Source organism: Boudabousia liubingyangii (genome assembly GCF_001907245.1).
GTDB lineage: Bacteria > Actinomycetota > Actinomycetes > Actinomycetales > Actinomycetaceae > Boudabousia > Boudabousia liubingyangii.
This window is the reverse complement of the sequence record NZ_MQSU01000001.1, coordinates 282549-296224: the sequence shown is the minus strand read 5'-3', so window position 1 is coordinate 296224 and position 13676 is coordinate 282549. Positions and strand designations below refer to the sequence as shown.

The window sequence follows — 13676 nt, the reverse complement described above, 5'->3', positions numbered from 1 at the left end:
CGGTTTGATACCAATGTTAAATCATTATTTTTGTCGGTTGACAATGTGAGCCGGAGCGCGTTTTAATGTAATGTACGCGAGTACATCCCGTATCGTCGCTCCTTGCAGCAATGCTGCTGCAACTCACAAAATGGGGGAAAAATGATTAATAAGAAGAAGATTCTCGTTACAGTTGCTATCACGGCATTGTCTGCTGGAGCAGTTGCTGGGTGTGGCAGTTCTGATGATGGGGATGGGCCGGTAACGCTCAACCTAATGATTTGGGATCCCGCACAAAAGCCGGGTGTTCAAAAGGCTGTTGATGCGTTTATGGCTGAAAACAAAGATATTAAGGTGGAGCTAGAGCAAGTTCCTCAAGATCAGTACTACACCAAACTGGATTCAGCATTGTCTGCCGGCGAAGGCCCTGATGTTATGTGGCAGAGTTCGCGCATTCCTTTCTATGTGAAAGGTGGGGTAATCGAGCCGCTTGATTCCTATATCGAAAAGGACAAGATCGATCTAGGGAACTATAGTGAACAAATCACCAAACTTTATAATATCGATGGAAAACAATACGGTATTCCGAAAGATCAGGACCTTTGGGCGATGGTTATCAATACCAAGGTTTTCAATGATTTCGGTGTAAAAATTCCCGAGGGAGAGTGGACTTGGGATGATATGCTCGCAACCGCGAAAGAGATTAAGGCTAAGCAGACCAAGAGTACCGATCGCCCTCTACATTATGATTTTGGAATTTGGAATGGTTATCCGAGTATCTTCAGGACTCTAGGTGGCGAGTTCTTCAATGCCGAAATGAAAGCAGGATTCGATAGCGAGCAGGGCAAAAAAGCTCTAGAGCTAATTGAAAATCTTCAAAAAGAAGGTTTGATTAATGAAATCTCGAACTCTGCTGACTTTGATCCCGTGTCATCCTTAATTTCTGGTTCAGTTTCAATGGCATACATCCCATCCTGGAACTTTAGCCTACTTCAGAAAGCTGATGCGCCAGCAAATACCTTCAAGCTTATGCCTCTTCCTTCAATCAATGGCAAATGGATGATGGATACCAATGGTCTTTCCTATGTAATGAGTGCCAACTCGAAGCATAAGGAAGCTTCTTGGAAACTTATTAAATTCTTGACTTCAGATAAAGGTGCAGAACTTCATGCAGAAGGCGGGGCTGCGCTGCCTGCAAACAACTCGGCTGCAGTGCAGGAAGCTTTCGCCAAAGCTAACTCGAATTTGGCAGATCTTGACTATATTCTAAAAGAAGGCCCGAAACATACGTATCTTCGTATTTCGACACAATATCCCGCAGTTCGTTCCATCGCGCCCAAGATTAATAGTGACATTCTTGGGGCCTACTACACGGGAAAGATGTCGGTAGATGACACTGTGAAGAATCTTGATAAAGCTCTCAATGAGGTTGTAAATAAATGAGCATGACTTCAAATAAGTCTAAAGTTCATCGCAGGGAAACAATATTCGGCTATTTACTTCTTCTGCCCTTGTTGCTAGGAGTTGGGGTTTTCAAGATCTACGGTTTTGGTTACAACGTGTGGTTGTCCTTCCAAGAGGCAGGTGCCTTTGGTTCGGCAGAATATGTTGGAACTAAAAACTACGAGAAGATGTTCAGTGATAGTCAGTTGACTGTCGCTCTTGCGAATACCTTCAGGTTTGCCGTAATAGTCGTCCCTGGTGTAGTGATTGTTTCGCTCATTGCTGCCACTTTGATGCAGAACTCCTTCAGAGGACAGGGGGCCTTCAGAGCTATTGTCTTCTTACCTGCGGTCATGCTTCCTACAGCGGTTGTATTGGTATTCGGCTGGCTATTTCAAACTCAGTACGGGTTAGTCAACGCTCTCTTGCAGAAGATAGGTTCTAACCCGGTGAGTTGGTTTGGAAGTACTAGTGGTGTGACATTTGTCGTGGTGTTAGTAGTTATTTATCTATCTTTCTCAGTGCCTACGATTATTTTGTACGCTGGAATGCAAGATATTTCTGCCGAGGTTTATGAAGCAGCGAAGATTGATGGGGCGGGGCCAGTTCGCAGATTTTTCTCGATAACTATTCCTCTTCTAAGCCCTTCACTGTTCTTCGTAATTCTCACTACGACAATTGGAGCTTTCAAGCTTTTCGACGTCGTATACATTTTGCTACCCCCAGAGGCGTCAGTATCGGTCAATCACGGAATTACCGTGGTTTACTACTACTATCTCTTGGCATTTATTGATGGCACGCAAAGAGGATATGCGGCCGCGGTGTCGCTAATGCTGTTTGCATTGATCCTATTGCTATCTATTGTCATGTTTAAGTTGCAGAAGCGTTACGTCCATTATGGAGAAGATGGATAATGAAAGAAAAGAAATTTGCTATCTACCTCCTTGCGGGAATATTTACTATCGCAGTAGTTGCTCCGTTTTTGTGGATGCTTTCTACAGCTTTAATGACTACAGCCCAGACCCTGGAACAGCCCCCGAACCCGATTCCCTCACCACCCACCCTGGATGGTACTAAGGAGGTCTTTTCAAGACTTCCGTTCCTGACGTTGCTAGGAAACACAATACTTGTTTCGATAGGTCGCGTAGTTGGAACCGTTCTTATCTGTTCGTTTGCGGCTTATGCCTTGGCTATTATCAAGGTCCCCGGATCGCGTCTAATACTTTTGTTAGTTCTGTCGCTAATCATGGTGCCGGGTGATATCTTCATCATTCCGGCATTCGAGATTATCTCGTCGATCAAACTCACTAACACTCTAGTCGCACTATTTTTGCCATCTATCTTTGATGCGTTTGGAGTATTCCTTCTGTATCAGTTCTTCCGCGGCGTTCCAAGAGAATTGATCGAGGCAGCTAGGGTAGATGGTGCTTCACATCTGCGTATTCTATTCACCATGGTTTTCCCAATTGCAAGAAGTGGTTTGATTTCACTATCGATTTTGACCGTCTTGGCAGAATGGAAGGAATTGCTATGGCCCATTGTAGTTAACCGTTCTATCGATAAGATGACCTTGGGTCCAGGCCTGGCGCTTCTAAGAGGTACATATACGACTGAATGGAACGTTCTAATGTCGGCAGGTGTTCTAGCAGCCCTACCAATGATTATTATCTTCTTGTTCTTGCAGAAGAAGTTCATCGCAAGTATCGCCCGTAGTGGCCTAAAGTAAAAAGGTAAAGTACAAATGTACGAGTTAAGAGAAAATTTTCTTCTTACAGCCCATCGTGGTGCTGTAGATGTAGCTCCTGAAAATACAGTTTTAGCTTTCCAAGAAGCAGAAAAACTAGGTATTCAGGAATGTGAACTAGATGTTCAATACACCAAGGACGGAAAACTAGTCGTCGGTCATGATCAAACCTTCGAGCGACTTGCGCTTGGGAACGCTCCTGGAAAGTTCTTAGCAATCGAAGACCAAACTTACGATCAGCTTTTGGAGGTAGACCTAGGATTGGGACAAAAGGTCCCGACCTTCGACGAGGTTCTTGAATCCACTAGCTGTCTTCTACAGGTTGAGATTAAGAAGCCTAGGGCTGCGCGGCCACTTGCCGAATACTTAGCTACTCGATCCCAGAGTGTTCGTGATCGAATGGTGATCACCAGTTTTCATGCGGAAGCAATAGCTGAGTATCAGAAGTATGGAAAACCTGGTGAACGCGGAACTGGTCTACTAATTTGGCGTTTCTTGGAAGAGGATTGGCGATATGAAGTTGATCGACTGGGGGTAAAGAACCTGTTTATGCATTGGCCAGGCCTAACCCGAGAATTTGTTGATCAGCTTCGTGCTGAAGGGTTCAAGGTTTGCGCTTCAATGTTTAATTTTGCTGGCGATCTCCAACATATCCTTGAAACAGGGGTTGAAGGTTCTAGCACAGATAAGCCTAGGTTTGCTCAAGCGCTACTAGAAAGCGTAAAGCGCAAGTAGCAATTCTAGTTCTGTAATGGGCGGTGTCGATACAGTGCAGGCACCGCCCATTACTACTTTTGGGGGAAAACATGCTTATTCTAAAAAACGAATATCTTAAGGTAGAACTATTAGATCCGAATAACGATCAGGACTTACTAGGAACGCGTTATTGTGCTGGTGGGTATGTTTACCAAGTAACAGACAACCAGGTAGGGCCACTGCTTTCCGGACCCACATACGGTGTGGAGTTCGACCCTTTCCATGGACAAGGGCTACCCGATTCCTTCAGTTTTTCGGATATATACCTTGCAGATCAACAACGAATTAAACTTATCCCCGGAGTGGGCACTGTCGATATCGAAAGTGGAAAACTTGTTGAGCAAGCGGCTTGGACCGTCGAAACAACGACAAGTAGTGCGGTATTCATTGCTCGGCAGAAACTGGGGGAGATCGAAATCGAGATAGAAAGAGAAGTCTCTCTGGTCGATAGGTGTCTAGTATCGAAGACTGTTTTCCGAAACTTATCATCTAGGAAAATTCCATTTACTTGGTTCCCGCACCCGTTCTTTCCAGTTGATAAGGCAGATCCAAAACTTTTAGGACAAGTAATTCCATCAAAGTTCTCATTAGATTCAGACGGATATTCCATGAATCGAACCGGGACAATCGTTAGAAAAAACTGGCCGTGGAAAACGGATAAATATGGGGTATTAGACCAAGAATGGACACAGCCTATAACGATCGTTCAGCGACATCCTAAAGTAGGGCAGGTAGTTCTTACAACCAGCTATACTCCCACCTATTTTCCTATCTGGGGAAATATGCTGACCTTTTCATGGGAACCAATGATTTCCCGGCTCCTGGCACCAAACCAGTCTGCAAGCTGGAGAATATCCTATTTTTTCTAAGCGTTATTAAAAATAAGAATCTTTAAAACGTATGAGATGACTTAGTAAACGTAGGAGCCCAATTCTGCGGTGATACTTGGTACCGTTACTCGGAGAATTTTTTGATTTTCGTGCAGTGAGCTTTCACTGTCGAATACTTCCGCTCCCGCTTGTTGCGCGATGAGAATTGCAGCTGCATAATCCCAGAAACCGAGATTCCATTGGAAATAAGCGTCAACACGACCTTCTGCAACTGCACAAATATCTAGTGCTGCTGTGCCTTCAATCCGGAAATCTCGAATTTCGGTGGCAAGTTTTGAAATTAGTTCCTTCTGGCGGCCTCGTGATTCAAGGCTATAACTAAAACCGGTTGTAACTAGGGCTTTATGGAGTTGTACATCCTTGTTGCAACAAATCTCTTTGCCGTTCCTCAAGGCAGGAGACGCCTCGGAAGCTTCATACATTACGTCGAGTGTAGGGCAATATACGGCGCCTACAACTGGTTTTAGGGTTCCATCTGACTGTAGCTCTGCTGCGGCAATAGATACAGCGTAGTAGGGAGAGCCATACAAAAAATTGACAGTTCCATCTATGGGGTCAACTACCCAAACAATCCCGCTTTCCGATTCAACCTTCCCGGTTTCCTCCCCGAAAAAGCCGTCTTTAGGGAATCTCTCTTTTAAGCCGTCCTTAATCATTTGTTCTACGGCAGTATCCGCTTGGGTAACGATATCCAGGTCAGTGGATTTGGTTTTCGCGACGCTTATGCCTTCTTCCCGGTAACGTTCTGCGAGTCTACCCGCAGCTCGGGCAAGTGTCTTTGCAGTTTCAAGATATTCATCAAGCTTGATAGAACTCATTTTTGCTCCGAATTAAAAAGGGAATCGGTATATCGATTACGGGGCTAATTTTATCCTCTAAAAGAGACGAGGGCAATCTTGGAGCACATAGTTTTGGTTAGGAAATAGGCGAGTGAAGTGGTTATAAGGATATTAATTACAATTACCTTTTTATGGTTATCAAAGATAATTTTGGCAGACTAAATATTCTTTCTGTCACACATTGTCGTTGTCGAAGCCTGTTCGCGCTTTGAGCTGATTTCGGCTTGAACAATGAAGTTTAGTAATTTTAGTTTTAAACTATCAAGATGCTGAAGGATAATCTCGGAGTCACCATGCAGATGGTGGCGGATGAAGCTGGTGTTTCTAGGGCAACTGTGTCTAGAGTTTTTTCAAATCCTGAAATTGTTGATAAAGAAACTGCTAGTCGAATCAAGGCCATTGCGGCTCGATTAGGTTATATCCGAAACGAAGCGGCAACGCAGCTAGCTTCCCGCAGCTCGGATCTTATTGGTCTTTTGGTCCGTGACGTTACTAACGAAGCCTATGCGCGCCTGTACGATAACTTGATTCATTCTGTTTTAGACGAGGGATATTTCATTAACGCGATGTCTGTTGGGTCGACCCGAAACAAAAATGTTGGGACCGGCCAAGCTGCGGAAATGAAACGGCATGAAAATAAGCGTTTAGCGCGATTAATGAGTCTGCGTCCTGGGGGGATATTCGTCTCCACCGGTTTGATTAAGCCGCAGGACATTTTGCCTTACGCAAGCCAAATACCGGTTATCGTGATGCCTCATCCAGAGCCGCATCCTCAATTAAACGCGGTTGGCTACGATGAAGAGAGCAACGCAAGGATTGTCAGTCAGATGATAATTGATGCCGGGCATAAAAAAGTCGGTGTAATGACTGCGCTAAGGGAAAACTCGCTAACCGAATATATTCGTGGCGAAGGTGTTATTAAGCATTTGAGTGAAGCCGGTATCGAGGTATTTCGTCGCCCCTTGCCACCTATTGGCAGTGATGCTTTGGACCGATTTTTCCTAACCGTCGCAGAGGACGTAAAAAATAACCGCTACACTGCCATGTCGTTTCTAAATGATCACCGCGCCATCAAGTTCATTATTTGGGCCCAAGAACACGGCATAAAAGTCCCAGAAGATATTGGTGTTGTTGGTTATGACGGGCTGGGGCAAGCATCTAAGGTAGTTGGATTGAGTACGTTGCGACACCCGGTCGACCAAGTCTGCGAAAAGGGAGCATCTGAGATGCTGGGCATGCTTAAGGGTGAAATTAGATCGAATGAAGGAAGAAAGTTTTTGTTTGCGGGTGAACCTATCACTGGAAGAACTCTGAGCTAAGTAATCGGTTGAAACTTTTGCTAATCCGGTCAGATTTTCTGGCCATTTCCGATGGGGGAGTGTGAACCGTAACAAGGTCTGGGCCAATTACCGAAAAAACCCTATAAAAACCGGTAACCTGTTTGACGGTATACATCTATATAGGAGTAAACATGACTCAGAGCATTTCAACGCACCTAGGTGCATTTGTCCGTGCAGAATCCGGTCGTAGCCCTCAGGACTCGACCCTACGCGAATTCTGGGCCGGACTTTCCGCTGACGTCATGGCCCGACTGGCCGACAACTGGGACGCAACCCGCAAGCGCTACGCCGAAGGCCGCCAGGAACACTACCTGTCCGCCGAATTCCTAGAAGGCCGCGCACTACTAAACAACCTCACCAACCTGGGCCTAGTAGACGAAGCTACCGAAGCCCTCAAGGAATACAACCTAAACCTAAGCGACGTCCTCGAAGAAGAACCCGACGCCGCCCTAGGTAACGGTGGCCTAGGCCGCCTCGCCGCCTGCTTCCTGGACTCCTGCGCCACCCTAAACCTACCGGTCACCGGTTACGGCATCCTCTACCGTTACGGCCTGTTCAAGCAGACCTTCGAAAACGGCTTCCAGTCCGAACACCCCGACGCCTGGATGGAAGAAGGCTACCCCTTCGTTATTCGTCGCGAGGAAGAGCAGCGCCAGGTCGTCTTCAACGACATGGTCGTCCGCGCCGTTCCCTACGACATGCCCATCACCGGCTATAACACTAAGAACGTGGGCACCCTACGCCTCTGGAAGGCCGAGCCGCTAGAAGAATTCGACTACGACGCCTTCAACTCCCAGCGCTTCACTGACGCCATCGTCGAACGTGAACGCGTTATGGACCTGTGCCGCGTGCTCTACCCGAACGACACCACCTTCGAAGGTAAGGTCCTGCGTGTCCGCCAGCAGTACTTCTTCACCTCCGCTTCCCTGCAGGAAATGATCGCCAACTACCAGGCACACCACGGTGAAGACCTAAGCGACTTCGCTAAGTACAACTGCATTCAGCTAAACGACACTCACCCCGTACTGGCTATCCCCGAACTCATGCGCCTGCTGCTAGACGAGCACGGCATGACCTGGGAAGACGCCTGGGAGATTGTCACCCAGACCTTCGCCTACACCAACCACACCGTGCTAGCCGAAGCCCTAGAAACCTGGCAGGTTTCCATCTTCGAACGCCTCTTCCCGCGCGTCCTGGAAATCGTCTACGAAATCGACCGTCGCTTCCGCCTAGATTTGGCCGAACGAGGCTGCGACCAGGGCAAGATCGACTACATGGCCCCCGTTTCCGGCGGCATGGTCCACATGGCTTGGTTGGCCTGCTACGCCTCCTTCTCCATTAACGGCGTGGCCGCCCTACACACCGAAATCATCAAGCGTGAAACCCTACACGACTGGTACGAAATCTGGCCGGAACGTTTCAACAACAAGACCAACGGTGTCACCCCGCGTCGCTGGCTAAACCAGTGCAACCCGCGCCTATCGGCACTACTCACCGAACTAGCCGGCTCTGACGCCTGGGTCTCTGACCTAGACAAACTAGCTGACCTAGAACACTTCGCTGACGACCCCAAGGTCCTGGGTTGGATCACCGAAATCAAGGACGCCAACAAGGCCGACTTCGCCAAGTGGATCAAGAACCGTCAGGGTGTCGAGGTCGACCCGACCTCCGTCTTCGACGTTCAGATCAAGCGTCTACACGAATACAAGCGTCAGCTAATGAACGCGATCTACATCCTAGATCTCTACTTCCGTATCAAGGACAACCCGGAAGCCAACTGGCCCAAGCGCACCTTCATCTTCGGTGCCAAGTCCGCCCCCGGCTACGTCCGCGCCAAGGGCATCATTAAGCTCATCAACGAGATCGCCCGCCTAGTCGACAACGACCCGGTCGTCTCTGAGATCCTCACCGTCGTCTTCGTGGAAAACTACAATGTTTCCCCCGCAGAACACATCATCCCCGCCGCGGATGTCTCAGAGCAGATCTCCACTGCCGGTAAGGAAGCCTCCGGTACCTCCAACATGAAGTTCATGATGAACGGCGCCCTCACCCTAGGCACCCTAGACGGTGCCAACGTGGAAATCCTAGACGCCGTAGGTGAAGACAATGCCTACATCTTCGGCCTCAAGGAAGAAGAACTAGCCGCCTACCGCGCCCAGTACCAGCCCCGCCAGGCCTACGAAACCGTACCCGGCCTGAAGCGCGTCCTCGACGCCTTCGTCGACGGCACCCTAGACGACAACGGTACCGGCATGTTCCATGACCTACTAATGTCACTACTCGAAGGCACCAACTGGGGCGACCCGGCAGACGTTTACTTCGTCCTGGCCGACTTCCCGGCCTACCGCGAAACCCGCGACCGTATGGCGCTAGACTACGCGGACCGTGACGCCTGGGCCCGTAAGTGCTGGATCAACATCTGCCGCTCTGGCCGCTTCTCTTCAGACCGCACCATCAACGACTACGCTCGTGAAGTCTGGAAGATTCAGCCCGAAAAGATCTAAACTATAAAGTAACCGACGTTACAAATAGTAGAAAGCAGCCCGGATGGCCGAGTGGGAACCGTTTTATGGCTACGTAGAACAAACACGTTCTAAAGCCCCAGCCAAAAAACAAACGGAAAAACCAAAGGCCACCCGGGCTGATTCACGCCCAAAGACTGAATCAGGCTCGAAAACCGAAACACGTCCCAAAACTGATTCACGCCCAAAAACTGCCTCCAAGACCCTAAGTCGTACCGAACAGGCAGCTAAAGAACGCGAACGTATCCGCGAAGAACAGCGGCGACAGGTCAAAGCCAATAAGCGCGCCCTCGAAAAAGAACTGGCCCGGCAAAGTAAACCCGAAACCTCGGTCGAACCAGAACCGATGGCCCAAAGTTCATACGAACAAGCCAAAGCCCAAGCCGCTGCCCTAGCCGCAGAAAACCAGTACCTAGTACACCCCGAAGGAACCTGGGGAGGCACTAGTGTCGGTTCGAAGCAAAAGCGTTCCACTGTCCGCTCTAGGACGCAGAATCCCACAAAATATCGTCCCTCCAGCGCCAGCATTGGTAGGGTGCTACCCACTCTAGGCGGGCATGGCACCAGCGGACCTAAGATCACCCGCAAAAAGAATCAAAACCCAGTTATCTCATTCATAATCTTCGGGTTTATCCTGGTCTTTTTCTTCGTCAACTGGATCGGCGACTTTATCAGTGAGTTCTCCTCCAACAAGGTGCACCACTATGACTCCACGCAACAAAAAGCTTGGAGTCAAAGCGAGCAAAAAGAAATCTCCCAGTGGATACCAGAACTCAAACCGTTCAGTACTCAGGCTGCTTTCAACCTGCGTGAACAAGACGTCTCTGATATTGCCGAAGAACTACTGAACGATATAGCTGATGGGGATTTCAAGAACGCAGAAAAATACACTAAGTTATTCCCGGATCTATTCGTCTATTTAAAAGACCAGCCCAAGGCATACCTGAATTCGGGGACCCACTGTAAAAATCCGGAAATCAACTCGGTCATTGTATATTCTCCATTCAAGCACCTAGAGAAGGTACGACAGGTAGGCTTTAAGTGCCGACTGGATAATAATGACGGGTCCTATGCCACCGAAGTTAGGGGACAGTTCATCCAGCACGATTCCGGATGGCAGCTGATAAAGCTAGACAATGCCGGCATGAGCTTAATTACCACGCCCTTGATTTTTGCCAAAGAGCCCGTCGTCAAGATCGACAGTAAAGAGTTCAAACTGCACCCCCTCCCTTCAGTGGATTACGAGGTCAGTGGAAAGTACCGGAATACCAATAAATACATTTCGGGGATGTTGTTACCCCAGGGTAACTACCAGATGCAAGCAAACATCGCTAATAAGGTATTCAGCAACCGTGAGACCGTTGAGATAAAGAATTTTATCAGCGGCTACGTGAACCTAAATAAACTTGAATTCACGCCGGAACTTAAAACCATGTTAATCGACGGCATGATGGACACCATCAATACCTGCGCAGAAGCGAAAACTAAGAACGCCTGCCGTAGCCGCGTAAATAAACAGTACGATCCCTATACGATCGTGACCCGGGAAAACCTAGAAGCATCCGATCTTAAACCGAACACCTACAATGACGATCTGGGCGTGCTGATTTCCGATGCCAGCTCTAAAGATAAAAACGGTAACACCGAGACCACCGGTATCTACCTTGAATTCCATCACGTCAGGTTTGAAAACGGCAAGATTAAGATGGACCTGGAGCAGTCAGGATACTAAAGAATAGTGATCAGGAGGTTAGGGTGATTCCACGTATCGGGACCGGGGTAGACGTCCACGCTTTCGCCGCGCCAGAAAGTGGCCGAGAAATGTGGCTTGCCGGCCTTTTATGGCCCGAGGAAGTGGGCCTAGAAGGGCACTCTGATGCGGACGTGGTTTGTCACGCGATCTGCGACGCGCTCCTTTCCGCCGCCAAGCTAGGAGATCTGGGCAGTAATTTTGGTACTTCTCGACCAGAATGGGCAGGGGCATCTGGCGAAGCCCTACTGGTTGAAACAATCAAACGTGTACAAGCTGCTGGTTTCCAAATCGGGAATGTCTCAGTGCAGCTGATTGGAAACCGACCCAAGGTCGGTCCCCGACGGGAAGAAGCCACCGCGAACCTAGAGCGGATTGTTGGAGCTCCGGTTTCGTTCTCTGCCACGACCACTGATGGCCTTGGTTTTACTGGGAAAAATGAGGGTTTAGCGGCTATTGCCAATGCGCTACTAATTGGTTCCTAGCTCTTTGATTGTTAACCAATTGTTATTACAAAAGCTCCCATTTGTGTGCTTTTATGACTACTGTTAGGGGAAGAAAGCTAGCCCTTTCCTTAGTTCAGAAGGAGCACTAATGTCGAATCAAGGTCCCGGTGTGCCCATGCCGCCGAATCCTAACCAGTACCAGCCGGGTAACGTACCCGGACACCAGCCGCCGGCCCCGCAGCCTCCGGCCCCCGGCTACCAGCCACAGGGATACCAGCAGCCTCGTCCGGCCGCTCCGGCTGCCGCACAGCCCCAGTATCAGGTACCTGCCGCTTACCCCGGCCAGGCCCCGGCCGCGATCAAGCCGCTGGACGAACACCTAAAGACCTACCTGCTTCGCGCCGCCCTAGCTGGCCTAGTTACCTGGGTGGGCCTAGCCGCCCTAGCGATGCTTCAGGCCCTAGTGCTAGTCCTAGTCCAAATGCCGCGACTTCCCATCCGCAAGTTCTCTGGCCTGCTATCGAACGGCTTCATGATCATTTCGAACATGCTAGGTGGATTCGGTATGAGCTCGGGCCTATACGTCAACTCCGAGCACGGTTCGGCTGATTCGGTTCGCCTATACATGCCGAACTTCCTTGCTTTTGTCCTTTTGATGGTGGCTTTAGCCGTGGTGGCTCGCCAGCTAGAACTTCGTCTACCCGCCAAGAAGCACATTAACCACCTATGGGCTGCCCTAGTGACCGTGGGTGTCATCCTTTTGATGCACATCATCGTAGGCTTCATTATGTTGGCCTTCTGGGAGAGTGGCAGCGGTTTTGCCGTCACCCCCTCACTATTCTTTGTGGCCTTCCCGCTCATGGTTGGTGCGGTAATGCTAGGACGTAGCGTGACCCTCAAGCAGGTGCGCTGCAAGGTCGCTGACTCGATCCTGAAGTTCGTCCCCTCAGTTCGTGCCGCTTTCGTCACCTTCCTAGCCCACTTCACCCTGCTATTCATCATCTCCTTCGTGATCGTTCTGATCATCGTTCTAGTTGAAGAACCGCAGCTCATCATGTTCCTCTTGTGGCCGTTACTGGATGCCACCGGCATCGTAGCTGTCATGCTATTCCCGGGTGCCCTCTTCGGCTCTGCCGACCTGAATCTGGGTGGAGGCAAGGATGAACTAACCACCTTCTTCGCCCTAGAACCCCAGTTCTTGATTATTGGCCTACTACTAATGGCCGTGGGCGTCGTCTTCGCCTCTGGTGTTTGGGCACGTCTTCGCGTACCGGACGCTGCCAGTGGTCTACCTGAGTTCTGGACCCTTCCGCTGGTTTACGCCCTCATGGGTGGACTAGCTTCCTACCTACTACGCTTCTCTGGTACCGCCTACATGGGACGCTCCTCAGAATACATGGGCGCTGGAATCCACCCGCTAACCATTTTCATGATGCTCCTAATCGGTATCGCAGTCGAACTACTTGGTCGCTTCGTACCGGCAATGGGTGTTGTAGTGATTGGCCCGATCGCCCGTCTACTTTCCAAGCACAGCTTCTCTCCCTCAGTCTCTCGACTAGTGAACGAACGCCTAGCTAACCTGGCGGCCCAGCCCGCTGCCCACGCCCAGCCCGCTGCTCCGGCACAGCCTGCCGGCCCGGCACCTTTCCAGCCGCAGGGCCAGGTCCCCGGTACTCCGGCTCCCTACCAGCCGCAGGCCCAGGCTCCGGTAGCTCCGGGTCAGCCGGCTCCCTACCAACCTCACCCCCAGGCGCCGGGAGCTCCCGCTCCTTACCAGCCCCAGGGGCAGGCTCCGGTAGCTCCGGGTCAGCCGGCACCCTACCAGCCGCAGGGGCAGATGCCGTCGGTCCCCACACCTAACCAGGGTGGTGCTACCGCTTTCCCGGTATCCCCCAACTCGGCATCACAGCCGCAGGCTCCAAAGCCTGAAGCTGGGAATGAGGAAAACTCCTCCCAGGCATGACCTA

Annotated in this window: 11 protein-coding genes; 10 read left to right on the top strand and 1 reads right to left on the bottom strand. The window is 49.9% G+C overall.

What is annotated here, in order from left to right; genetic code table 11:
- Positions 1-141: 141 nt before the first annotated feature.
- From BSR28_RS01345 to BSR28_RS01325, 5 genes are all read left to right on the top strand, one after another.
- Positions 142-1422, top strand: a complete 1281-nt coding sequence (locus tag BSR28_RS01345) for an ABC transporter substrate-binding protein (protein WP_073713110.1) — start codon at positions 142-144, stop codon at positions 1420-1422.
- Entirely contained in the window at positions 1419-2336 is a 918-nt protein-coding gene (locus BSR28_RS01340; RefSeq protein ID WP_083562849.1) for a carbohydrate ABC transporter permease, read from the top strand. The genes BSR28_RS01345 and BSR28_RS01340 overlap by 4 nt, the downstream gene beginning before the upstream one ends.
- A complete protein-coding gene (locus tag BSR28_RS01335) occupies positions 2336-3148 on the top strand; it encodes a carbohydrate ABC transporter permease (protein WP_073713109.1) in 813 nt (270 codons plus the stop codon). The genes BSR28_RS01340 and BSR28_RS01335 overlap by 1 nt, the downstream gene beginning before the upstream one ends.
- A gap of 15 nt (positions 3149-3163) precedes the next feature.
- Positions 3164-3901, top strand: a complete 738-nt coding sequence (locus BSR28_RS01330; protein ID WP_073713108.1) for a glycerophosphodiester phosphodiesterase — start codon at positions 3164-3166, stop codon at positions 3899-3901.
- 71 nt (positions 3902-3972) lie between these two features.
- Positions 3973-4791, top strand: a complete 819-nt coding sequence (locus tag BSR28_RS01325; protein WP_073713107.1) for a hypothetical protein — start codon at positions 3973-3975, stop codon at positions 4789-4791.
- Between the two features lie 41 nt (positions 4792-4832).
- Here the strand turns inward: BSR28_RS01325 and BSR28_RS01320 are convergent, their stop codons facing one another.
- Positions 4833-5630 carry an inositol monophosphatase family protein gene (locus tag BSR28_RS01320; RefSeq protein WP_073713106.1) on the bottom strand — a complete coding sequence of 266 codons (798 nt, stop codon included), beginning with the start codon at positions 5628-5630 and terminating at the stop codon, positions 4833-4835.
- A gap of 287 nt (positions 5631-5917) precedes the next feature.
- On the opposite strand from BSR28_RS01320, the gene BSR28_RS01315 reads away from it, so the two are divergent.
- The 5 genes from BSR28_RS01315 (at position 5918) to BSR28_RS01295 (ending at position 13672) form a co-directional block, all read left to right on the top strand.
- Entirely contained in the window at positions 5918-6970 is a 1053-nt protein-coding gene (locus BSR28_RS01315) for a LacI family DNA-binding transcriptional regulator (RefSeq protein WP_083562848.1), read from the top strand.
- A gap of 152 nt (positions 6971-7122) precedes the next feature.
- Entirely contained in the window at positions 7123-9495 is a 2373-nt protein-coding gene (locus BSR28_RS01310) for a glycogen/starch/alpha-glucan phosphorylase (protein ID WP_073708489.1), read from the top strand.
- A 43-nt stretch (positions 9496-9538) separates the two neighbouring features.
- Positions 9539-11245 carry a hypothetical protein gene (locus BSR28_RS01305; RefSeq protein ID WP_073713104.1) on the top strand — a complete coding sequence of 569 codons (1707 nt, stop codon included), beginning with the start codon at positions 9539-9541 and terminating at the stop codon, positions 11243-11245.
- 23 nt (positions 11246-11268) lie between these two features.
- On the top strand, positions 11269-11748 hold the full coding sequence (gene ispF / locus BSR28_RS01300; RefSeq protein ID WP_073708491.1) for a 2-C-methyl-D-erythritol 2,4-cyclodiphosphate synthase: 480 nt from the start codon (positions 11269-11271) through the stop codon (positions 11746-11748).
- Between the two features lie 109 nt (positions 11749-11857).
- Positions 11858-13672 (top strand): hypothetical protein, encoded by a 1815-nt coding sequence (locus BSR28_RS01295; protein ID WP_073713103.1) that lies wholly within the window; start codon positions 11858-11860, stop codon positions 13670-13672.
- The last annotated feature ends 4 nt before the right edge of the window (positions 13673-13676 follow it).

Bases quoted from the DNA above. Each gene is read 5' to 3' on its own strand.
- BSR28_RS01335 (WP_073713109.1), top strand. From the start codon at position 2,336: ATGAAAGAAAAGAAATTTGCTATCTACCTCCTTGCGGGAATATTTACT.
- BSR28_RS01320 (WP_073713106.1), bottom strand. From the start codon at position 5,630: ATGAGTTCTATCAAGCTTGATGAATATCTTGAAACTGCAAAGACACTT.
- BSR28_RS01305 (WP_073713104.1), top strand. From the start codon at position 9,539: ATGGCCGAGTGGGAACCGTTTTATGGCTACGTAGAACAAACACGTTCT.
- BSR28_RS01310 (WP_073708489.1), top strand. From the start codon at position 7,123: ATGACTCAGAGCATTTCAACGCACCTAGGTGCATTTGTCCGTGCAGAA.
- BSR28_RS01325 (WP_073713107.1), top strand. From the start codon at position 3,973: ATGCTTATTCTAAAAAACGAATATCTTAAGGTAGAACTATTAGATCCG.
- BSR28_RS01315 (WP_083562848.1), top strand. From the start codon at position 5,918: ATGCTGAAGGATAATCTCGGAGTCACCATGCAGATGGTGGCGGATGAA.
- BSR28_RS01295 (WP_073713103.1), top strand. From the start codon at position 11,858: ATGTCGAATCAAGGTCCCGGTGTGCCCATGCCGCCGAATCCTAACCAG.
- BSR28_RS01345 (WP_073713110.1), top strand. From the start codon at position 142: ATGATTAATAAGAAGAAGATTCTCGTTACAGTTGCTATCACGGCATTG.
- BSR28_RS01330 (WP_073713108.1), top strand. From the start codon at position 3,164: ATGTACGAGTTAAGAGAAAATTTTCTTCTTACAGCCCATCGTGGTGCT.
- BSR28_RS01340 (WP_083562849.1), top strand. From the start codon at position 1,419: ATGAGCATGACTTCAAATAAGTCTAAAGTTCATCGCAGGGAAACAATA.